Here is a 21,369-nt window from a genome sequence, read left to right on the forward strand (position 1 = left end):
CGGCTCACATGTTGAAGACGGGCTTGCCGTCCTTGCCCTTGATCTCCTTCCACGCGTCGTGGATCTGGCTCACGACGGCGTCGGGCAGCGGCACGTAGTCGAGATCGACCGCGAGCTTGTCGCCGTTCTTGTAGGCCCAGTCGAAGAACTTCAGGACTTCGGCCGTGCGAACCGGGTCGGTCGGGTCCTTGTGGACGAGGATGAAGGTCGCGGCGGTGATCGGCCAGGCATCGTCGCCGGGCTCGTTGGTCAGCGAGATGCCGAAGCCGGGGGCGGCTTTCCAATCGGCGCTGGCGGCGGCGGCCTGGAAGGCCTTGTCGTCGGGCTGCGGGAACTTGCCCGCCTTGTTCTGGATCAGAGCGTAGCTGAGCTTGTTCTGCTTGGCGTAGGCCGACTCGACGTAGCCGATGGCGTTCGGGACCTGCTTGACGGTGGCGGTGACGCCCTCGTTGCCCTTGCCGCCCTGGCCCACGGGCCAGCTGATGGTGGTGGCCGAACCGTAATCCTTCTTCCAGGGCTCGGAGACCTGGGACAGGTAGGTGGTGAAGATGTTGGTCGTGCCGGAGGCATCCGAGCGGTAGACCGGGGTGATGTTGGAATCGGGCAGCTTCAGGCCCTCATTCAGCTTGGCGATGCGGGCATCCGACCACTTGGCGATCTTGCCGGCATAGATGTCGGCGATGACGTCGCCGGTGAGCTTGAGCTTGCCCGGCTCGACGCCCGGGATGTTCACCACGGTGACGATGCCGCCCATGACAGTCGGGAACTGGACGAGGCCGTCCTTCTCCAGGGCGGGGCCCTTCAGCGGCGCGTCGGAAGCGCCGAAATCGACGGTCTTGGCCTGGATCTGCTTGATGCCGCCGCCGGAGCCGATCGACTGGTAGTTGAGGCCGAGACCGCTCTCCTTGCGGTAGGCTTCGGCCCACTTCGAATAGATCGGGAACGGGAAGGTCGCGCCCGCTCCCGTGATCTCGGCGGCCTGGGCCGGTGCGAGGGAGGCAAGGCCAAGTCCCACGAGGGTGGCAAGGGTAGTGAACTTCATCGAAGGATCTCCTGGAGGAGTGCGCACCGGATCACATGCCGCAGCGCGTCGTCCGGTGTGCACCGCGCCATACGGTGCGTTGGGCCAAGGCGGTATGACGATTGCGCGACAGTCTCATGACACACGCCTCGGCGGTGGTGTGGCGCATTACAATCTGCGGGATTGACTGGTCGAGGCCGGCCCGGAGCGGTGCCGGGCCGCGCATGGGGTCGATGCCTTGAAACCCTGTCGCGGGACCGGTATCGCCGGCTCCCAGGGTGAGTCGGTGCCGAGGGGGCTTCGTGACAGGCCGGCATCGCCGCCGGGTCCGGTGACGTCGCGCCCGACCCCGCACCATCGTCGAAGGGATGCGCCATGACCGAGATCCGCCCTCGCCGCAGCGTCCTCGCGATGCCGGGCTCGAATCCCCGCCTGCTGGAGAAGGCCCGCACGCTCCCGACCGACGTGGTGATGATCGACCTGGAGGACGGGGTCGCGCCGGAGACGCGGGCGGCAACGCGCGAGGCCGTCGCCCGCGCGGTGGCGGAGCGGGGCTTCGGCCGGCGCGAGGTCGTGGTGCGGATCAACGCCCTCGACACGCCCTATGGCGAGGCCGACCTCGCCGCCATCGCGCCCGCCGGCCCCGACGCGATCGTGGTGCCGAAGGTGACGGGCGCCGATGCCCTGGTGGCCGTGGGCTCGCGCCTGCGCCGCCTCGGCGCACCGGACCGGACCCGCACCTGGGCGATGATCGAGAGCCCCATGGCGATCCTGCACCTCGCCGACATCGCGAGTTCGGCCCGCGACGTCGACACCCGCCTCGCCTGCCTGATGGTCGGGCCGAACGATCTGGCCAAGGCCAGCCGCCTGCGCCTCGGCGTGCCGGGCCGGCCGGCCCTGATGCCGTGGCTGATGAGCGTGATCGCCGCCGCCCGCGCCTACGAGATCGACGTGATCGACGGGATCTACAACGAGTTTCGCGATGCGGCGGGCTTCGCGTCCGAATGCGCGCAGGGGCGCGATTGCGGCTTCGACGGCAAGATGCTGATCCACCCGGACCAGATCGCGCCCGCCAACGCCGCCTTCGGCCCGAGCGAGGCGGACATCGCCTGGGCCCGACGCATCCTGGCGGCCTTCGCCGAGCCGGAGAATCGCGACCGCGGCGTCATCGGCCTCGACGGCAAGATGGTGGAGCGCCTGCATGCCGCGGAGGCGACCCGGACGGTCGCGCTGGCCGACTCCATCGCGGCGCGGACCGCATGACCGCCGGACCCGATGGTGCCGAGGGCCTCGCCGTCGACCTCTCCATCGGCCTCGGCCTCGCCGTCGACCTCGCCGTCGACTTGCGCCTGCTCGATTCCCGCCTCGCCGGCTGGGGATTTCCGCGCTGGGGCTCGGCCCAGGCCGCCGGCCTCGATCTCCACGCCTGCCTCGACGCGCCCCTGATCCTGGCGCCGCAGGGTCCGCCGGCCCTGATCCCGGCCGGGTTTTCCCTGGCGATCCGCGATCCGCGCTGGTGCGGCCTCCTCTTCGCGCGCTCCGGCCTCGGCCACCGCGAGGGCCTGGTCCTCGGCAACGGCACGGGCGTGATCGACGCGGACTACGAGGGGCCGCTGATGATCTCGGCCTGGAACCGCAATCCGCCCGGCCCGGACGCCGCCGGCATCCGGATCGAGCCGGGCGACCGCATCGCCCAGCTCGTCTTCACCCGCGTGATGCGGCCGACCTTCGCGATTCGGGACGAGACCGGGCATGACGGGCCCGGTGCGGCTCCGCGCATCACCGAGTCCGGCCCCCGCGGCACCGGCGGCTTCGGCTCGAGCGGGCGCCGCTGAGGGACGCCGCTTCGCCCTTACACGATGCCGCTGCCCTCGAACGGCCAGGGCCGGCCGAGCCGCGCGGCGACGGCCTGGGGATCGTGCCCCACCGCCGCGACGGCCGCCTCGACCTCCTCGCGCGGCACCTCGAAGCGGCGGGCCCAATAGGCCAAGGTCCAGGGCTCCGAGACGTTGACGGTGGCGGGCTCGTGGTCGTTGTCGGGCGTGGCCGTGCTGCTCATCGGGCGGTCTCGCTTCGGTTACTCTGCGCAGCGTCAACGCGCGGCGCCGCGCGCGGTCCCACCCGGACCCGGCGTTTCGGGGGAGAAACGATCCAGCCCCACGCAAGCCATCCTGGTTAGGTCCGCTCCATCGGATTTTTCCATCCCCAGCGGAGGCGTCGAGCCTTGGGCGTTCTGATCGGCCTCGTCATCGCAATCGGCTGCATGCTCGGCGGCTTCGTCGCCATGGGCGGCCATCTGGTCGTGCTCTGGCAGCCCTGGGAATTCGTCATCATCGGCGGGATGGGGGCCGGCACCTTCGTGATGGCCAACCCGATGAAGACGGTGGTCGACTCGGGCAAGGCCAGCCTCGATGCGCTGACCGGCAAGGTGCCGAAGCGCAAGGATTACCTCGCGCTGCTGGGCCTCCTGCACGCCCTGATGCGCGAGCTGAAGGCCAAGCCCCGCAACGAGGTCGAGCCCCACCTCGACGACCCGGCCAATTCCGAGATCTTCAAGGCCTACCCGGACATCGCCAAGAACGCCGACCTCGTGCTGTTCATCTGCGACTATGCCCGTCTCATCCTGATCGGCAACGCCCGCGCGCACGAGATCGAGGCGCTGATGGAGGAGGAGATCAGCGGCTACCGCAAGGATCGCCTCAAGCCCTACGGCGCGGTCACCACCGTGGCCGAGGCGATGCCGGCGCTGGGCATCGTGGCGGCGGTGCTCGGCATCGTGAAGGCGATGGGCGCCCTCGATCAGTCGCCCCAGATCCTCGGCGGCCTCATCGGCGCGGCGCTGGTGGGCACCTTCTTCGGCGTGTTCATGTCCTACGGCGTGCTCGGCCCCTTCGCCATCAAGATCAAGATCATCCGCGAGAAGCAGAACCACGTCTACGTCATCGTCAAGCAGAGCCTGATCGCCTACATGAGCGGGGCCGTGCCGCAGATCGCCGTCGAGCATGGCCGCAAGGGTATCGCCCTGAGCGACCGGCCCACCATCGACGAGGTCGAGAACGCCACCGTCAACGGCGGCGCGCAGAGGGAGGCCGCCTGAGCATGAACGTCCCCACCGGGAACGCCGCCGAGGTCCGTGCCCGCCTGATCGAAGCGGGCGGGCTCTCCCTCGACCGCATGCCGATGCTGCACGTGGTGTTCGACCGGCTCACCTCGGGCTGCTCGGACAACCTCAAGCCCCTCGTCTCATCGCCGGTCTACTTCTCCTTCAGCGGCGTCACCAGCGGCCGCTTCGGCGAGATGCTCGACGCCTACGAGAACAACGCGATCGCGGGCATCTTCCACGCCCCCGAATGGGACAGCCACATCCTGGTCGGCCTCGACCGCGACTTCCTCTTCACCCTGGTGGAAGCCCTGTTCGGTGCGGATGGGGCCGAGCCGCCGGTGGAGGACGAGCGCCCGTTCTCCAGCCTCGAGATCCGCCTCGCCCAGACCATCCTGGAGCAGGTCGGCAAGGCCCTCGAATCGTCGTTCTCCCTCGTCTCGATGACGCCGTTCCGGTTGGAGCGCACCGAGACCCGGATGGAGTTCGCGGTGATCGGCGGGCGCAACAACAAGGCCGTCGAGGCCAAGTTCTCGGTCCAGGCGCTCAATCGCGGCGGCGAGATGTTCCTGATCCTGCCCCAGTCGGTGATCAACCCGATGCGGCCGGCCCTTGCCAAGGTGCTGACCGGCGACTCGGCCGCCCGCGACCCGAAATGGACGCAGCAGATCGCCGCCGAGGTGCAGAAGGCGGAGGTCACCCTGCGGGCGGTGCTCGAGGAGCGCACGCTCACGCTCGGCGAGATCGCGGACCTCAAGGTCGGCCAGGTCATCGGCCTCGACGCGACGCCGGCGACGCGGGTGAAGCTCGAGGGCAACGACCGGGCGCTGTTCTGGTGCCACATGGGCCAGGCGCAGGGCTCCTACGTGCTGCGCGTCGACGAAGCCATCACGCAGGACCAGGAGGGCGTGCCCCATGACCCCGTGGGTTGATACCATTCTGCTCCTCGCCCTCATGGCGACGAGCGCCTGCGTGGTGCCGATGTACCTCAAGCTGAAGCGCCTCGACCGGACGCAGGCCGAGTACGGCCGCATCCTGACGCAGTCCGGTCAGGCCCTGGCCCAAGCGGGCGAGGCGGTGCGCAACTTCAGCACCGAGGGTCGCGAGATCCTCGAAGCGCTCGACCAGCGCATCGGCGAAGCGCGCCAGACCCTGGCCGAGCTGGAGGCCAGCCGTCGCGAGATCGCGGGTCGCGAAGGACCAAGTGGCGAAGGACCGGGCCGCGAAGGACCGGGCCGCGATGTGGCGGCCACAGGTCGGCACCAACTGACCGCCTGACGCCGATCCGCTTGCGTGCGGACCGACTTTCCCCGATCCTTATCCCTTCCGCACCCGGCCGGCCTCCTGTCCGGCCTTCGATTGCAGCCCCTGACGAGCGGATGATGAGCAACAGCCCCTTCGACGATGCGGACATCGCCTCCGCCGGCACCGCCCCGGTGTTCCCCAGCGTGTCGGTCGACGTGCCGGCCGGGAACGACGCGCGGATCGGCGACGGCCGCAACCTCGATTCGATCCTGCGCATCCCCGTGCTGATCCAGGTCGTGCTGGGCTCCGCCACCATGCCGGTGGCCAACCTGATGAAGCTCGGGCGCGGCGCCATCGTGCCCCTCGACCACCGGGTCGGCGAACCCGTCGACGTCACCGTCAACGGTCGGGTCGTGGCGCGCGGCGAGATCGTCGTGGTCGAGGAGGACAATTCCCGCTTCGGCGTCTCCCTGACCGAGATCGTCGGCCCGGCCGACGCCGGCCAGAACGGCTGAGGACGAAGACCGTGGCGAGCGTGCCGATCCCCCAACGGGCCCCGGGCGCCCATCGGCCCCTCAACCCGGTGGACGAGGTCGCGGCCCTGCTCCTGGCCATGGGCAAGCCCGCGGCCGGGCGCCTGCTGAAATATTTCGAGCCGGACGAGATCCGCCGCATCACCCGCTCGGCGACGCAGCTCGGCACGGTCAGCGCGCATCAGCTCGACGACATTGTCGAGATGTTCTCGCACGAGTTTTCCGCCGATGGGCGCCTCATCGGCACCGCGTCCGAGGTGGAGAAGCTGCTCACCGGCCTGATGCCCGCCGATCAGGTGGCCGCCATCCTGGCCGATGTCCGGGGCGATGCCGACCGCTCGGTCTGGGAGCGCATGGCGGCGGTCTCCGAGGGCGTGATCGCGAGCTACCTCGTCAAGGAGCATCCGCAGACGGCGGCCCTCATCCTGTCGCGCCTCAAGCCCGCGGCGGCCGCGAAGGTGATGGCCCATCTGCCCCAACCCACCCGCAACACGGTGATGCGGCGGATGCTGAGCTTCAAGCCGGTCTGCGACGAGGTGATCGCCACCATCGAGCGCGCCCTGAACGAGGACCTGCTCGCCAACGGGGCCCGCAATGCGGGGGCGGACACCCACGCCAAGATGGCCGACATCATCAACAAGATGGAGCGCACCCAGATCGACGAGGTGCTGTCCAGCCTGTCCGAATCGCGACCGAAATCCGTCGAGATCCTCAAGGGCCTGCTGTTCACCTTCGACGACATCGTCAAGCTGGCGCCGCGCGCCCGCACCACCCTGTTCGACGCGGTGCCCAACGATCGCCTCGTCCTGGCCCTGAAGGGCACCGATGCCGAGTTCCGCGGCGTCATCCTGAGTGCGCTCTCCGCCCGCGTCCGCCGCATGGTCGAGCACGAATTGAACGGCGGCGAGCCGGCGGCCCAGAAGGACGTGACCGAGGCGCGCCGCAGCATCACCGATCTCGCCCTGGAGATGGCCGGGCGCGGCGAACTCGAAATCAACGCCGAGGGCGAGGTCGAGACCCTCGTCCGCTAGGGCGAGCGGTCCCGGCCCGGTCATGCGATGTCCGACGACGACAAAGAGAGCAAGACCGAGGCGGCGACCGAGCGCAAGATCCGCGAGGCGGTCGAGAAGGGCAACGTCCCGTTCTCGCGCGAGGCGCCGATCTTCGCCTCGATTCTCGGGCTGCTCATCGCCCTCAGCTTCGGTCTCCGCGAGTCCCTCACGCCCCTGATCCAGGCGCTGGCTCCGTTCCTCGACCACCCCCGCGACTTCGCCCTCGAGAACAACCAGGACGTGGCGCGCCTCCTCGAAGCCACCGCCCTGGCGGCGGCGCGCTTCCTGGTGCCGATCGTACTGGTCATCGGCGGCTGCGGCCTCGTCTCGGCGCTGATCCAGAACGTGCCGAGCCTCGTCCTCGAACGCATCCGCCCGCAATGGTCCAGGGTGTCGCCGATGGCCGGCTGGGGACGGATCTTCGGAAAGGCGGGTCAGGCCGAATTCCTGAAATCGGTCCTTAAATTTTTAAGTGTCAGTCTCATTGCCCTGCTGCTCCTGCGCTCGGAGGGCGGCAAAGTCGTGAGTGCCATGTTCGCCGACCCGAGCCAGATCCCGGATCTCATCCTGACCGTGTCGATCCGGCTCATTTCGGTCGTGTGCATCGCCACGATCGTCATCGTGGCCGCCGACCTGGTCTGGTCGCGGATGCGCTGGCAGCGCTCGCTCCGGATGTCGAAGCAGGATCTGAAGGACGAGCACAAGCAGACGGAGGGCGATCCGCTGGTGAAGAGCCGGCTGCGCTCGCTGGCGCAGGATCGCTCGCGCAAGCGCATGCTCGCCAACGTCAAACAGGCCACCGTGGTGATCGCCAACCCGACGCACTACGCCATCGCGCTGCGCTATGCCCGCGACGAGCAGCCCGCGCCCCTCGTGCTGGCCAAGGGCAAGGACCTCGTCGCCCTGCGCATCCGAGAAATCGCCGAGGCGAACGGCATCGCGGTGGTGGAAGACAAGCCTCTCGCAAGGTCCCTGTACGACAGTGTCGAGGTGGACCAGATGATTCCCGCGGAGTTCTACAGCGCAGTGGCTCAGATCCTGTTCTTCCTGTTCTCGAAGGCGCGCTGATGACCGAAACGTCGTTTTCCGCCGAAGCCTCGCCCTGGCACGAGCCGGACGTGCTCGCCGATGCCGAGCGCGTCTTCGCCACCGCGATCCGCGACTTCATCGCCGAACTCTGCCTGCTCGACGGCGGCATCCTGATCGGATGGGTGCAGGCTGCGCGACACGGCAACATCGCCGACCTCGTCGCCTCCTCGGCCGAACCGTTCTTCAAGGAAGCGACGATCGCCTATGCGGACGGCGCCGACGTGCAGTTCGATTGGGGCCGCTCCCTCACCGTCGTGCTCGACATGGAATTCGTCACCGAACCCGTGACGGTCTTCTTCAAGCTGATCCTCGACGGGGTCTATGTCGGCGTCGCCATCCAGCGCATCCTCGCGGACCGGGATATCCGCGCCGACCAGGACATCCGCACCAATCAGGACATCCGCGCCAAAAAGGAACCCGGCTTCTGCCTCGCCGAATTCAAGGCGGCCCTGGAGGATGCCAGGCTGGTGCGCGCGGCGGCGTGATGCGGCACGATCTCGGGCGCGGCAATTTGGTATGCCAAAGCGGTTCGATCACGTTCGCGTGTGCTCATTCAGCCATTGACGGCGCGGTCGATGCTCGACATTGCTGAATGATAGCCGAATCGAACCGCCCTGCTTTGTCTCCGCCTACATTGACTAAGCGCCGGCGGAGCTTTCAGTTGTCTTGCCTATGCGCGTTGACACGTTCGCCTGTGATTGACGTGCACGGTGACCCGGAGACTGTCGATGTACGTCCTGGTCGATGAGCGGCCATCAGTAAATTCCGGATACAAGGCCAGCTTCGATCGCGAAGGCATCTCCTCCCTCGGGCTCGATCCGCAGGAATTCACGCACTGGTTCCAGTCCTCCTCGCCGGTCGACCGGGAGGCGATCCAGGGCTTCCTGCTCGGGGATTTCGAGGGCCGGGCGCGCTGCGCCGGTCTGATCCGGAAGATGTCGCGCGCCCCGATCATCGCGCTGAGCGATGTGCGCTCGCTCGACCAGACCCTCCAGCTGTTCGAGGCCGGCATCGACGACGTGCTGCCGAAGCCCGTCCACATCCGCGAGATCCTGGCGCGTTCGGAGGCGATCTGGCGCCGCGTCAACGCCGAGACCCAGCCGGTCCGGGAAACGACGCCCGAGGCCGCGCGCCTGAAGGTGCATTTCGATGGCCGCGACCCGGAGGTCGACGGCGCGGTGCTGCCCCTGCCGCGCCGGGAACGGCACATCCTCGAATGCCTGGTGCGCCATCGCGGCCGCCGCATGACGAAGGCGCAGATCTACAACATCGTCTACGGCGTCTACAGCAACGGCGTCGAGGAAAGCGTCATCGAGGGCCACGTCAGCAAGCTGCGCAAGAAGCTCAGCCAGCGCCTCGGCTACGATCCGATCGAAGCCAAGCGCTTCATGGGCTACACCTTCGTCGGCTGATCTCCCTCACTGGCAGAAGCTGCGCGCCCCCGGGGTCCAGGCTCCGAAGCCGGTGGCGACCATGTTGGTGATGACCCGGCAGACATACTGCTTCTGCGCCGGGTTGTTGTTCGGCCCGGCATGGTAGCGCGCCACCGCCAGGGTCCAGCTGCCCTCGCGCGCCTTCAACTGCTTCAGGAACAGGGTGGCGTACTCGACGTTCTGGCGCGGATCGATCATCGCCTCCAGGCTCGCGAATTTTTCGCGGTGGTAGTGATGGTTGATCTGCATGCAGCCGAGATCGACGAGCTTGATCCCGCCGGCCCGGGCCTGGGCGAGCTGGCTCATCACGTCGGCGGCGCTGGTCCCGAAATAGGCCCGCCCCTGGATGTTCATGGCGTAGGGCTGCAGCGAGCCGCGCCTGCCGCTCTCGGTCAGGCCCACCGCGTAGAGCACGCCGAGCGGTACCCCGTGCCGGGCCGAGGCGCCCGCCATCTCGCGCTCGCAGATATTGGCCGAGGCGGGCAGCGCGGCGGCCTTGGCGGGCGCCGGCGGCGCGCTGTTGGCGACCGCCGCGCCCGGAAGGCTAGAGGTAAACGCCGCTGCGATCAGGGCTGCTCGAAACGCTCTCATGCATCCGCTCTCGGGAATCGTGGGAGGCCGCACCGGACTCGTCCGGGGCACGCCGGCCCGACTGGTCGGGCGTCGCACGGCCCTGGTTCGCGCCGGACTCGCCCTGCGCCGGGAAGCCTTGTGCGCCCTGTCCCTGTTGCGAGCCTGGATTGGCCGACCCGTCGCCCTGCGGGCTGCCCGGCAGGATGGTGACCGTCACGGCCTCGGAACGATATCCGGCCTGACGCAGGAGGTCGTTCAGGACCGCACCGCCCTCGCGCAGGAGACGCGCCGTGTCCTCACGACCAGCCTGCAGGCTCAGCGCGAGCTGACCGTCGCGCAGGCGCATCCGCACCAGGACGGTGCCGAGATCCGCCGGGTGCAGTTGCAGCGTCAGGAGCCTCAAAGGCCCCTCCCCCTGGGCTGCGCCGGGAAGCACAGGCGGGCCGGGTGGAAGCGCCGCCACGACGGCGGCAGCGACCTGCTGCGCGGGGGCGGCCGCGGGGCCGGGCAAGGCCCCGGTTACAAGGCCGGGATCGGCGATGCCCGGCAGGGACGGAGCCGGGTTCGGCGCGGACGGGATGGCGGCCTCGCCAGCCCCGGAGGCGACCGCCGGCGCGATCCGCCACCCGGCATCCGCCATCGTCCGGGCGAGGCCGGCGGACTGGACCGATCCACCACTGGACGGCAGCGGACCGCGCAGCGCGGAGGCGACGCCGAGATCCGGCGTCCGCGCGGCCGCGCCGGCTCCCCGAGTTTCGCCGAGGCCGGATCGGGCATCCGCCCGCGCCTCGGCATCCGGGGATGCGGCCCCGAGCCCGGCCGGGGGGCCGGAGGGCGCGCCCGGGAGCGGAGACCCGTTCGCGCCGGCACTCTGCGCGCGCGCCGCCGCCAGCCGCGCCGGATCGGCCAGGGCTGCGGCCATCGCTCGGTCCGGGTCCTGAACCGGGCTTGCCGAGCCCGAATGAGCCGCAGCCGCGACCGGCGCACCGCCCGGAGGTGACACGGACGGGGATGCGGGCATCGCCGCGGCATCGAACAGACCGGCGGCCTCATGCGCCAGAGATGCCGCATCGGGCGGGCCGAAGGCCGGGGTTCCGGCGATGATCGCCTGGCTGCCCGTCTCGGCTCCCGATGGAGAGGTGCCGGGCAGAAGGTTCGGGCGAACCGGGGCGAAGTGGGTTTCGCGCTGGAGTACCGTGACGCGGGTGCGCGCCTCGGCGGTTCCGGACGCGGCCTCCATCCCCGGCGCCAGAGGGGCGAGGCTGGCTTCCGACCCGGCCGCCAGAGCCACGCCGTCAACCTGCACGGCCGCCGAGGCAACGCCCTGGCCCGGCAGGGCGCGGGCCACCAGCGTTTCCAGCGTTTCTTGAGGCAGGTCGTGCGGTCTCGGTGCCGGCGTCCCGCCGGACGGCATCAGGAGGGCGAGGAGGGCCATCGGGCCGGAGCCCTCGCCGGGTGACGGCGCCTGTGCGTCGGCGGACGCCGGATGGCCCTCCGCCTCCGCCGTCTTGTCCTCCCGCGATGCCGTCTCGCCGTCCCGCGACGCTGTCCTGTCGTCGATGCCGGCGGCGTCCTCTCCGCGCTTCCCGCGCTCGGCCTTCGGCGGAACGGTGTCGCCCGGGGCTCGCGCACCGTGCAGGGCTCCGAGCACGGTCCCGAAAGCGTCGGCGCCGGGCTCCGGCGTCTCGTATCCGGTCGAGCGGGACCCCGCCGGATCGGCGAGGGATCGGGAACCGGGATAAGTGGCACCGAGCGCGTTCATCGCTCACTCCTCCGCATGATCTCGTCGACGCGTCCGAGCGCGCCCTGCGCCCGCGCGATGGCGGGGGCGACGGGCAGAACCCGGGCGCCCGTCGACTCCGCTGCGGCCGGAATCGGCGCCTGGGCCGGCGCTGGGGCCGGGGCCGGGACAAGGGCCGGGGCAACGACATTCGCCCGGATCCCGCGCGCGGTCGACAGGGCCGCATCGAGCAGGTCGCGGTCGGCGGGCTCCAGCAGGGTGCGATCGGTCATCCGCAGAGTCTCGATCGATTCCTCGAAGCGCCCGTCCACCACGACGAGGGCCGCCGCCCGGTAGAGGCGCGCCCGCATGGCATCGACCGAGCCGGGCTCGGTCAGGGTGACGCCGCGCTCGGCGGCGAAGACCGCCGTCCCGCCCTTGCCCTGGTCGAGGGCCGCGCGGGCGACGAGGAGGTAGAGTTCGCGCCGTCCCTCGACCTCGATCTCGTCGAGCATGGCCTGGAGGCGCCCGAACCGGGTGTCGTCCCCGGTGAAATCGAGCCGGGTGAGCGCGGCGGCGAAGCGCTGGCGGAAATTGCCGGCATAGACCGAGTGGCGGAAGCGGCGCAGATACTGGATCGCCAGGGTCTCGAACTTGGACAGGTCGTTGGCCTGGGCGAGGACGAAGATCTCGCGGCGCAGGGCCCCCTCCTCCACCAGCGTACCGGGCGCCAGCAGACGCGCCAGGTCGAGCAGGCGGACCGATTGGGTCGGATCATCGCGCACGACGAGCGCGGATTGGGCCAGGGCGAGCTGGCCGCCGAGGCTGACCGGCACCGATTGCGGGTCGATCTTGACCAGCAGGGCCCGGGCCTCCTTCTCGCGCCCCTCCAGATAGGCGAGCGCCCCGAGGACCAGGGGCGTTTCGGCCTCCGGCAGCTTGCCCGAGGCGACGAGGTGGCGCAGCACCGTCGGCCCACCGCCGCCCAGAGCGAAGCTGACGGCCGCATTCAGGGCGGCGGAGTCGGTCCAGACCTCGGGTTCGAGGGCGAGCATGCGCGATTCCGCCAGCGCCAGAAGGGCGCGCTGGCCCTGATGCGCCTGGGCCGAGCCCTGGGCGATGCGGTCCTGCAGCAATTGCAGGGTCCGAACGAGTTCGACCGGGACCGGGCGCGGCTTGACCGGCAGCGGCTCGATCGGCGCGGCCGCGGCGGCGCCACTTCCGTGATCGCCGGTCGGAGAGCTTGCCGGGGCGTTTGTCGCTCCCCCCGCAGGGGAACTGCCGTGGCCGCCCGCCGGGGAACTTCCATGAGCATCGGCCGCTCCAGCCGGTGCGGCGAGCATCGCACCGGCGACGAAGAGGCCGCCGGCGAGCCACGCCCGGCGCAATCCGGTGCCCCCCCTCATTCGGGGCGCGCCCGCAGCAGGATCTCGATGCGCCGGTTCTCGGCGGCCTTCGGGTCGGCGCCATTGCGCGGCTGCCGGTCGGCATAGCCCTCGATGCGCTCGAGGCGGGCATCGGCGACGCCGCCGCGCACCAGCATGTAGGAGGCCATCTGGGCGCGGGCCGAGGACAGGCGCCAGTTGTCGTAGACCTCCGAGCGGAACGGCCGCGCATCGGTGTGGCCGCGCACGATGATCCGCCCGGGACGGTCCTTGAGGATGCGGGCGACCTGCTCCAGGGCGCGCACCACCTTGGCCTGCGGCTCGGCCGACCCGACGCTGAACATGCTGAAATTGACCTCGTCGGTGAGGCTGATGAGGATGCCCTCGCCGGTCCGCCGAACCTCGGTCCGGGGTGCCGGAGCGCCCCCTTGCGACGGCAGGACCTTGGCGATCTCCGCCTTGATCTCGGCCATCGCGGCGGTCTCGGCCGCGTCAGCCGCCTGCTTGGCATCCCGAAGAATCTTCTCCGCCGCTTCCGCAGCCACCTTCGCTTCGGACGCCTTCGCTTCGGGCGCCTTCGCTTCGGACGTCTTCACCTCGGACGTCTTCACCTCGGACGTCTTCACTTCGGAGGCTTTGGACTCCGACGAGGGCTTGGAATCCGGCACGGCCTTGCCGTCCTTCGGACCCGCGACCGGATCGGGTTTGCCCAGCATCGCCAGGACCTTGGAATCCGTCTCGCCGGGCAGTGCCGACGCGACACGGATCGGCGCCGGCTTCGGGCCGGGGGCCGCCCCGCGGGCATCGGGCAGACTGTCCTGGTGCAGGGGCGTCACCGTCGCGGTGGAGCCGGCCTGCTCGGTCCGGGTCTTGGCCAGCGGCGCGACCTGCCAGTAGAGCGGGTCGAACGGATCGCGCGCGGCCTCGCCGCCCTTGATCCCGGGCTCGCCGGTCTCGGTGGCGACCGCGTCGGCGGAGGCGGTCTCGGGGCCGGGCTCGATCTCGGCGGCGAGCTTGGCCAGCACCGCGTAGGGGTCCTGGAACAGGGCCGCCTCGCGCGCCCGGGTGCCCGGCGCGGCGGAAGCGCCCTTGCCGTCGCTCTTCCCATCACTTTTGCCCCCGGTCTTGCCCTCCGTGCTGCCCTCGCCCGTGCCCCCGTCCGGCTTGCCCTCCTCGGGGGTCGGCTCTCCGGGCTTGTTCTGGGGATCGCGCAGGCCGCGGCGGTCGAAGCTGGAATCGGCGAGCTTCACCGGGTTGAAGTATTCGGCGATGGCGGATTTCGTCTCCTTGGTGGTGGAGCCGATCAGCCAGAGCACCAGGAACAGCGCCATCATGGCGGTCATGAAGTCGGCCAGCGCGATCTTCCAGGCGCCGCCGTGATGGCCCTCTTCCTCGCCGCCCCGGCGCCGGATGATGATGATCTCCTGGAGCTTGTCGTCCGCCATGGCGTCAGGCTCCCCCGACCGCGGCGGTCATGAGGCGGCCCCAGGCGCCGAGCTGGGTCTCGATCACGGTCTGGTCGGCCTGGACCGACACGTCGGCGGCATCCGACGGCACGAAGGCGACGGAGGCCTCGAAGGGGCCGAGCTTGCCCGCCACCGCCTCGAGGAGGTCGGCCGGGCCGCTCACCCGGACGGGCGCGCGCACGTCGCCGAGGATGCGGGCGAGGCTCCGGGCGAGTTCGTCGACGGCCTGGCGCCGCAGCGCCTCGGTCAGCACCGGCACCAGCAGATGGCCGACGCGGTCGGTCAGACCGGCCCCGAGCGCCTGGAGCGCCTCGGCGAAGCCGGCCGCGAGGCGGTCGCCCTCCTCGGCGCACCAGGCCTGGCGCATCTCGACGAGGCGGGCGTCGTAATCGGCCTGCAGGCAGGCGAGGACCGAGGCGGTTTCGGCCGCCGCCTCGGCCCGGCCGAGGTCGCGCCCGCGCGCCAGGCCCCTGGCCTCGGCATCGCGCAGCAGGGCCTCGCGGTCCTCGGGCGGGGCCGCCGGCTTGCGCAGCAGAGCCGCGAGGCCGTCGACGGGCCGGGGTGCCGGGGCGGCGGGCGGCCGGGCCGCCGGGGCGGTGCGCGCCGGCGCCACGGCGTCGGAGAAGTCGGGCAGGAAGCGGGCGATCGCGGCGGCCATCACGCGGCCTCACGCAGGAGCCAGCGCTTCAGGATCTCGGCGGCCTGGGCCTCGTCGGCTTCGATCATCTGCTCGAGTCTCTTCTGCGGCGAGCGGTTCAGCTTGTCGGCGAGGTCTTCGATCATGGCGCCGACCGGGTTCGAGGCGGGGGCCGCGAGGCTCGCCACGGCGGCCGAACCCGCGGCCGGCTGGGCGCCGGGTCCCGCCAGCGCGGCGTTCGGCGCGGCATCCGCCAGGGCCTGGATCTCGGCGGCGGCGGCGAGCGCCCGCGCCTCCTCCTGCTGTGCGGCGGGGATCTCCAGGATCGCCCGCATGGCCGGGCGCAGCCCGAACCAGATCAGCAGGCCGGCCACGAGCAGGATGGTGCCGGCGTTGATCAGGGTCGCCGACTGGCGCATCAGCACGTCGGTGAGGCTCAGGGGCGCCACCGGCTCCAGCGGCTGCCCGTCATTGACGAAGCCGACGGCCGCGACCTTCACGTTGTCGCCGCGCTCCTTGTTGAAGCCGGCGGCCGAGCCGACGAGCTGCTCGATCTCGGCGACCTGGGCGTCGATGGCGGCCTTGCTGGCATCCGGCCCGGCCAGTGCCGTGAGGCGGGCGCGGTTGACCAGCACCGCCACCGAGATGTGCTTGATGTTGTAGCCGTCGCTCACCGTCTGGATCGTCTTCGAGGAGATCTCGTAGTTGGTGAGGTCCTCGCGCTTCTGGGTCTCGTTGCTGGCCGAGTCGTTGCCGTCCGAGCGGGCGCGCTGGTCCGGCAGGTTCGCCTGCGCGGTGGTCGGGCGCTGCGCGGCGTTGCGGTTCTGCGAGTTCTCGGTCTCGCGCACGGCGCGGGTGGAGCGCTCGACGCGCTGGTCGGGGTTGAAGATAGTCTCGTTCTGTACCGTCTTGTCGGTGTTCAGGCGCGCCGCGACGCTGACCTCGAAGTTACCGACACCGAGATAGGGGGTCAGCGTCCGGCGGATATTGTCCTGCACCTCGTGACCGATGGTTTTCTCCAGGGTCGCCATCTTGCCGGTGGGGACGGCGTTGGCGTCGTCGCCCGAGAGCAGCAGCGATCCGTCCGAGCCGATCACGGTGACGCGGTCGGGCTTCATGCCGGGCACCGCGGAGGCGACGAGGTGGCGGATCGACTGGGCGCCGCTGACGTCGTCGGCCGGTTCGGTGCGCACCACGACGGAGGCCGAGGGGGGCTGCTGGTCGCGGCGGAACGAGCCCCGGTCGGGCAGCACGATATGGACGCGGGCGGCCTTCACGCCCTTCATGCCCTGGATGGTGCGGGCGATCTCGCCCTCGAGGGCGCGCACCCGGGTCACCTCCTGCATGAACGAGGTCATGCCGAGGGAGCCGAGATCGTTGAACAGCTCGTAGCCGGATTTGGCGCTCTGCGGCAGGCCCTTCTCGGCCAGCAGCATGCGGGCCTGGGCGGTGTGCCCGTAGGCGACGAGCACCGCGGCGCCGTCGGCGCTGACGTCGAACGGAATGTTGGCGTCTTTCAGGACGCTGCCGATGCGGCCGACATCCTCGCGGCTGAGGCCCGTATAGAGCGGCTCCTGGGCCGGGCGGCTCAGGTAATAGGCGCCGAGGCCGACGGCGAGGAACACCACCACGCCGATCAGCGACAGGGCGGCGATGCGCCGTCCGCCGAGCGCGAGGATGTTGTTCCAGAGCCGTTCGGCGTGCTGAAGACCGGACATTCGGTGGGCTGCTCCGCTTCGGATCCGCGATCCGATAGCGTCCTGTCGCCCGCCAGCCTTGCGCGGAGATTGCGTCGCGGAGATCGCGTCGCAGCGCCATCGGGGCCGTCCGAACCCGACCCGGACCGGCCATCGGTCCGGAATGCGGTGCGCTCACGCACATCGACGGCGCTGCGCTTCATCCCCGTCAGGTCATCGATATCTTTGTCATAGACATCCGACTCCATGCCCGGCTAACCTCTGCATCGCCGACACAAATCGCAAGGTTATGTGGCGATCAGAACCGAACTTTGACGACTGGAATACGATTCGAAAACGCATGATTTCATGTGCAAAGAGGGGGCTTTGCATATCATTGGTCGGCATAAACCAAATCATAGGCTGAGATTTTCTCACAATATGGTCTGAATACAGCCGACGTTCAGCGGGATGTGCGCCATCGATATTCGGCGCCCGCCGCTTTCGTCAGGTATAGGCAAGATGATCAAGCCGGCTCTGCGCGATCTCGGATGTGTCGAGACAGAAACGATCCCTGGCAGATCGAGACCTCGTCCAGCACCTGCCGTCTATGTCGGCGCCCCCAGTCACGCGCAGGCGGCGGCCACGCCGGCGATGCCCCCGGCCCGTCAGGCCGCGCAGCTGGTTTCCCCGCTGATCCGACCCGGTCTGCTGGCGGATCGCTGGTTTGACACCGTATTCCGCCGCGTCTCGGAACGGCGAAGCGTCCGGGCGGCCCGCTTCGAGTACATCGAGCGCGGCTTCGGCGAGGATCTGATCGCCGAGATCGATCCGGCCCGGCTCAAGCGTCGCCTGATCGACGTTGTCTCGGACGGTCGCGACCACGTTCGCCTGTCGCACTGGTTCCTCGACGGAGCCGAGTGGACCTCGGCCCTCGTGCCTCTGGAACCCTCCGAAGTCCACCTGGAGATGGAGGCGATCTTTCAGCCGGAAGACCGCCTGCATCAGACGGTCGCGTACCAGCAGCTTCTCGCGGTCGCGGCGCTCGGGCGCCCCCAGATCCACAATGGCGTCCGTCTCGCGACGCCGGAACTGATCCGGGATTATTTCCAACATTACCGGACTCTGCGACAGAGCATCGAGCAGCACGGATTTCTGCCACGCCAGCACGTGTCGCGTGAGATCGCCGGCGCCTTCGCCAGCACCAGCGTACGGAGCGGCCGGGCCGAGCTGAAGGAACGCGAGGTCAGCGTCGCCATCGCGGCCGATGGCGAACTCGTCCGCATCGTCGGAGGGCACCATCGAACCGCCATCGCGCAGCGCCTGGGCCTGCGGCGCATGCCGGTGCAGATCCGCCTGGTGCACACCCAGTGGCTGGCCCAGCAGGTCCGTCGCACGCGCCTTGCGCCGGCAAAGGCGCTACGAGCCGGAATCCGAGACCTGAAACACGCGGTCTGGCTTCTGGCGGTGCTGTGTCAACGCTTCATCGATGAAGGCGGCGCGTCGGCTGCCGTAATCCTCTGAGGCCGCCGGCAGGGCCGGTCGATACCACTTCCGCCACGGGGCCGAGGGGCTGCGAGCCACGCCCTCGAATTTGTCAGGGATTCGTGGAAACCGGATGTCCCGACCCGACAAACGACGAAAGACACCAGAGTCCGGCTGGTTCGGAATGAACCGGACAGATCCTAGAAGAACGACCGGACCAGGCCTCCGACCAGCATGTTCCAGCCGTCGATCAGGATGAAGAACAGCACCTTGAACGGCAGCGAGATCACGGTCGGCGGCAGCATCATCATGCCCATCGACATGATGATGGTCGACACGATCATGTCGATGACGAGGAACGGCAGCGCGATCAGGAAGCCGATCTCGAAGCCGCGGCGCAGTTCCGAGATCATGAAGGCCGGGATCAGGATGCGCAGGTCGACCTTCTCGCCGCCCTCGGCGCGGGGGATGTTGCGGCTGGCCAGATCGGTGAAGGTCTGCAGATCCTTCGGCCGGACATGCTGGGTCATGAACTCGCGGAACGGCTCGACCAGCTTCGGGATCGCCTCCTCCTCGGAGATGCGGTTCTCGGTGAGCGGCTTCAGGCCCTCGTTCCAGGCCCGGTCGAAGGTCGGCGCCATCACGTAGAACGTCATGAACAGCGACAGGCTGACCAGGAAGATGTTGGCCGGCGTGCTCTGGAGGCCGAGGCCCGAGCGCAGGAACGAGAACGCGATGGCGAAGCGCGTGAAGCTCGTCACCATCACGAGGAGGCCCGGGGCCAGCGACAGCACGGTGAGCAGGGCCACGAGCTGCAGGATGCGCCCGCTCGCCGCGCCGTTGCCGGCCGGCAGCAGCGCATCGAGCGCCGGCAGCCCCGTGGCGGACTGGGCGAGTGCCGGCTCGGCCAGGACGAGGCCGGAAGCGAGGACGAGGCCTGCCGTGATGAGCGGTTTCATGAGGACCGGTTTCATGAGGACAAAAGTCTTGGGGCTTCCGACCGGTCGCGTCGCGGATTGCGCCTCGGCGCGTCCGGCAGGGCGGGGGCGACTGAATTCCCGCACCTCCGAAGAAGCGAACCGCGATCGGAAATCGGATGATGGCGGTCAGCCGCGGATGGGCGTGAGGCACCACGGGACCTCCTCTCCTGAAAGAAGAGGGACCCGCGCAACCCGCGCGTTCCGGGAAGGCCGTGGCGGCTGGGGAGAGACCACCGGCCGGGGATGGAGGATATCGCAGCCATGGCGCGCCCTACTGCACCACCAGCGTCTCGACGATCAGTTCGCGCACCTGTCCCTTGGTGCGAAGCGCCACGCGCTCGTTGAGGTCCTCGCGCAGGTGCAGGAGGCCGCTGGGACCCTCGATCTGCTTGGTCGTGACGGTGCGCAGATAGGCGACGATATCGGAGCGGATCTCCGCCAGGGCGAGGTCGGGGTTCGGCACGGCGCCGGTCTTGAACACCACCGAGGATTCGAGCCGGATCCAGGCCTCCGTGGTGTCGGCGAGGCTCGTCACCACCGAACCGACACTGCGCAGCGCCACGTCGCCGGTGTATTTCAACACCTTGACCGCCTTGTCCTCCTCATCTTTCTTCTTCACGTCCACCGCCTTCTCGACGGTGGAGAGGAGGTACATGCCGAGACCGCCGCCGGTGCCGATGGCGACGAGGCTGGTGAGCGCGAGGGCCGCGATCCAGCCCTTGCCGCCCCCCGCCTTCGCGTCGGTCTTGTCGTCCGCCTTGGCCGCCATGGCTCGGGTCCCGCCTTCCGGTTCGTCGAACGGCGCCTCAGAACGGCGCCAGGGTCTCGAAGACCTGCTGGCCGAAGGTCGGCGCCTGCACGTCGGTGATGCGGCCGCGGCCACCGTAGGAGATGCGCGCCTCGGCGATCTTGTCGTACTCGATGGTGTTCTTGCGCGAGATGTCACGCGGCCGGACGATGCCCGCCACGGTGAGCACGCGGACCTCGTTGTTGACCCGCACCTCCTGCGAGCCGCTGATGACCACGTTGCCGTTGGGCATCTGCTCGGTGACCACGGCGGCGACCTGCAGGCGCAGCACCTCGGAGCGGTCGATGTTGCCCGCGCCCTTGGTCTCGGTCGAGGAGCGGATGCCGGTATCGGCGGTGGCCGTGTCCTTGAGGGCCGAGACGCCGTAGCCGAAATCGAAGCCGAGGCCGGACTTCTGACTGCGCGAGCGGTCGCTCGAATTGCCGAACTGCGCCTTGTCGTCGATGAGGATCGAGACCGTGATGACGTCGCCGACATTGCGGGCGCGGGGATCCTGGAACATCTCGGCGCTGCCCGGCGCCCAGGTCGAGTGGTAGGTGCGCCGCCCGAGGGAACCGTAGGTGGTGGGCAGCGCCTCGCGCGGCGGCTGCAGGCCGGTGCCGATCGGGGTCAGCAGCGGCGGCTGTCCCATCCGGTCCATCGGCGTGTTGCAGGCGCCGAGAGCCGGCGCCAGGAGCGCCAGGGCCAGACCGGCCCGAAGGGTGTTGCGGGACATCAGGATTTCTCGCTCTCGCGGGCCTTCTTGCCCATCTCGGTCATCATGCGGGCCAGCTGCGCGGCACGGGCCGCCTCCATCTCGCTCAGGATGGCGCTGGCGGTGCGGGCGTTGAGCTTGGTCAGGATCGCGGCGGCCGACTCGTCCGGCATGTTGGCGAGCTGGAGCGCGGCGGCATCCGCCCGCATCTTGGTGTAGATCGCCACCACGCCCTCGTCGGCCTTGGCCAGGAAGGCGTTGCGCCGGGTGAGCCAGGCCTCGTACTCGGCGCGCTTGGCCTCGAGCTGGGCGATGCGCTCCTCGACCTGCTTCTCGAGCACCGCGAGCTGCTCCTTCTGCCAGGCGAAGCGGGCATCGGCGGCGGCATCCGCGATGCTGGCACAATAGGCCGGCGGCTTGGGTGCGGGCCGTACCGGCTCCGGCGCGGCCTCGGGCGCCTTGACCTCGGCGA

The 21,369-nt window shown here is 69.7% G+C and carries 22 protein-coding genes and 1 pseudogene; 11 read left to right on the forward strand and 12 right to left on the reverse strand.

Features of this window, described 5'->3' with window-relative positions:
- Positions 1-4: 4 nt before the first annotated feature.
- Positions 5-1,042 carry a phosphate ABC transporter substrate-binding protein PstS gene (gene pstS, locus J7U37_RS03455; protein WP_247634822.1) on the reverse strand — a complete coding sequence of 346 codons (1,038 nt, stop codon included), beginning with the start codon at positions 1,040-1,042 and terminating at the stop codon, positions 5-7.
- 354 nt (positions 1,043-1,396) lie between these two features.
- Between pstS and J7U37_RS03460 the strand changes: the two genes are divergently transcribed.
- Both J7U37_RS03460 and dut read left to right on the forward strand, forming a co-directional pair.
- Positions 1,397-2,284, forward strand: coding sequence for a CoA ester lyase (locus J7U37_RS03460; protein ID WP_247634823.1), 888 nt, complete (start codon positions 1,397-1,399; stop codon positions 2,282-2,284).
- A complete protein-coding gene (gene dut, locus J7U37_RS03465) occupies positions 2,281-2,856 on the forward strand; it encodes a dUTP diphosphatase (protein ID WP_247634824.1) in 576 nt (191 codons plus the stop codon). Before J7U37_RS03460 ends, dut begins: the two co-directional genes overlap by 4 nt.
- Positions 2,857-2,873: 17 nt before the next feature.
- Here dut and J7U37_RS03470 read toward each other — a convergent pair whose 3' ends face one another.
- Positions 2,874-3,080 (reverse strand): DUF3606 domain-containing protein, encoded by a 207-nt coding sequence (locus J7U37_RS03470; RefSeq protein ID WP_056181341.1) that lies wholly within the window; start codon positions 3,078-3,080, stop codon positions 2,874-2,876.
- Positions 3,081-3,245: 165 nt separating this feature from the next.
- Between J7U37_RS03470 and motA the strand changes: the two genes are divergently transcribed.
- The 8 genes from motA to J7U37_RS03510 all read left to right on the forward strand — a co-directional run bounded on the left by motA (position 3,246) and on the right by J7U37_RS03510 (position 9,452).
- The gene (gene motA / locus J7U37_RS03475; RefSeq protein ID WP_056181344.1) at positions 3,246-4,118 is read left to right on the forward strand and encodes a flagellar motor stator protein MotA; all 873 of its coding nucleotides are present in this window, start codon (positions 3,246-3,248) and stop codon (positions 4,116-4,118) included.
- Positions 4,119-4,120: 2 nt separating this feature from the next.
- Entirely contained in the window at positions 4,121-5,053 is a 933-nt protein-coding gene (locus J7U37_RS03480; RefSeq protein ID WP_247634825.1) for a FliM/FliN family flagellar motor switch protein, read from the forward strand.
- The gene (locus tag J7U37_RS03485) at positions 5,037-5,399 is read left to right on the forward strand and encodes a hypothetical protein (protein ID WP_247634826.1); all 363 of its coding nucleotides are present in this window, start codon (positions 5,037-5,039) and stop codon (positions 5,397-5,399) included. The genes J7U37_RS03480 and J7U37_RS03485 overlap by 17 nt, the downstream gene beginning before the upstream one ends.
- Before the next feature lie 104 nt (positions 5,400-5,503).
- Entirely contained in the window at positions 5,504-5,881 is a 378-nt protein-coding gene (gene fliN, locus J7U37_RS03490; protein WP_247634827.1) for a flagellar motor switch protein FliN, read from the forward strand.
- A gap of 11 nt (positions 5,882-5,892) precedes the next feature.
- The gene (locus tag J7U37_RS03495) at positions 5,893-6,930 is read left to right on the forward strand and encodes a flagellar motor switch protein FliG (protein ID WP_056181348.1); all 1,038 of its coding nucleotides are present in this window, start codon (positions 5,893-5,895) and stop codon (positions 6,928-6,930) included.
- A 27-nt stretch (positions 6,931-6,957) separates the two neighbouring features.
- Positions 6,958-8,019, forward strand: coding sequence for a flagellar biosynthesis protein FlhB (flhB, locus tag J7U37_RS03500; RefSeq protein WP_056484874.1), 1,062 nt, complete (start codon positions 6,958-6,960; stop codon positions 8,017-8,019).
- Complete coding sequence (locus tag J7U37_RS03505) at positions 8,019-8,525, forward strand: hypothetical protein (RefSeq protein WP_244478329.1); 507 nt, start codon at positions 8,019-8,021, stop codon at positions 8,523-8,525. Before flhB ends, J7U37_RS03505 begins: the two co-directional genes overlap by 1 nt.
- 243 nt (positions 8,526-8,768) lie before the next feature.
- Positions 8,769-9,452 (forward strand): response regulator transcription factor, encoded by a 684-nt coding sequence (locus tag J7U37_RS03510; RefSeq protein ID WP_056484876.1) that lies wholly within the window; start codon positions 8,769-8,771, stop codon positions 9,450-9,452.
- 6 nt (positions 9,453-9,458) lie between these two features.
- Here J7U37_RS03510 and J7U37_RS03515 read toward each other — a convergent pair whose 3' ends face one another.
- From J7U37_RS03515 to fliF, 6 genes are read right to left on the reverse strand one after another with little or no spacing between them, the layout of a single operon-like run.
- Positions 9,459-10,064, reverse strand: a complete 606-nt coding sequence (locus J7U37_RS03515; protein WP_082507755.1) for a transglycosylase SLT domain-containing protein — start codon at positions 10,062-10,064, stop codon at positions 9,459-9,461.
- Positions 10,018-11,808 (reverse strand): flagellar hook-length control protein FliK, encoded by a 1,791-nt coding sequence (locus tag J7U37_RS03520; protein ID WP_247634828.1) that lies wholly within the window; start codon positions 11,806-11,808, stop codon positions 10,018-10,020. The genes J7U37_RS03515 and J7U37_RS03520 overlap by 47 nt, the downstream gene beginning before the upstream one ends.
- Positions 11,805-13,172: a chemotaxis protein MotC gene (locus J7U37_RS03525; RefSeq protein ID WP_247634829.1), complete on the reverse strand. Its 1,368-nt coding sequence runs from the start codon at positions 13,170-13,172 to the stop codon at positions 11,805-11,807. Before J7U37_RS03525 ends, J7U37_RS03520 begins: the two co-directional genes overlap by 4 nt.
- Entirely contained in the window at positions 13,169-14,596 is a 1,428-nt protein-coding gene (locus J7U37_RS03530) for a MotB family protein (RefSeq protein WP_247634830.1), read from the reverse strand. The genes J7U37_RS03525 and J7U37_RS03530 overlap by 4 nt, the downstream gene beginning before the upstream one ends.
- 4 nt (positions 14,597-14,600) lie before the next feature.
- Positions 14,601-15,275: a hypothetical protein gene (locus J7U37_RS03535; RefSeq protein WP_247634831.1), complete on the reverse strand. Its 675-nt coding sequence runs from the start codon at positions 15,273-15,275 to the stop codon at positions 14,601-14,603.
- On the reverse strand, positions 15,275-16,972 hold the full coding sequence (gene fliF / locus J7U37_RS03540) for a flagellar basal-body MS-ring/collar protein FliF (protein WP_056181372.1): 1,698 nt from the start codon (positions 16,970-16,972) through the stop codon (positions 15,275-15,277). Before fliF ends, J7U37_RS03535 begins: the two co-directional genes overlap by 1 nt.
- A gap of 612 nt (positions 16,973-17,584) precedes the next feature.
- Here fliF and J7U37_RS03545 point away from each other — a divergent pair.
- The gene (locus J7U37_RS03545) at positions 17,585-18,454 is read left to right on the forward strand and encodes a hypothetical protein (RefSeq protein ID WP_056484889.1); all 870 of its coding nucleotides are present in this window, start codon (positions 17,585-17,587) and stop codon (positions 18,452-18,454) included.
- Between the two features lie 161 nt (positions 18,455-18,615).
- Here the strand turns inward: J7U37_RS03545 and fliP are convergent, their stop codons facing one another.
- From fliP to J7U37_RS25265, 4 genes and pseudogenes are all read right to left on the reverse strand, one after another.
- A complete protein-coding gene (fliP, locus tag J7U37_RS03550; RefSeq protein ID WP_056181378.1) occupies positions 18,616-19,389 on the reverse strand; it encodes a flagellar type III secretion system pore protein FliP in 774 nt (257 codons plus the stop codon).
- A gap of 277 nt (positions 19,390-19,666) precedes the next feature.
- On the reverse strand, positions 19,667-20,164 hold the full coding sequence (locus J7U37_RS03555; RefSeq protein WP_056181381.1) for a flagellar basal body-associated FliL family protein: 498 nt from the start codon (positions 20,162-20,164) through the stop codon (positions 19,667-19,669).
- A gap of 37 nt (positions 20,165-20,201) precedes the next feature.
- A complete protein-coding gene (gene flgH, locus J7U37_RS03560) occupies positions 20,202-20,918 on the reverse strand; it encodes a flagellar basal body L-ring protein FlgH (protein WP_056181384.1) in 717 nt (238 codons plus the stop codon).
- Positions 20,918-21,304 (reverse strand): annotated as a pseudogene (locus J7U37_RS25265) (MotE family protein); the annotation flags it as partial. The pseudogene J7U37_RS25265 and the gene flgH, both read right to left, overlap by 1 nt.
- Between the last annotated feature and the right edge of the window lie 65 nt (positions 21,305-21,369).

Origin of the sequence: Methylobacterium sp. 37f, assembly GCF_023093475.1 — a bacterium.
Lineage (GTDB): Bacteria > Pseudomonadota > Alphaproteobacteria > Rhizobiales > Beijerinckiaceae > Methylobacterium.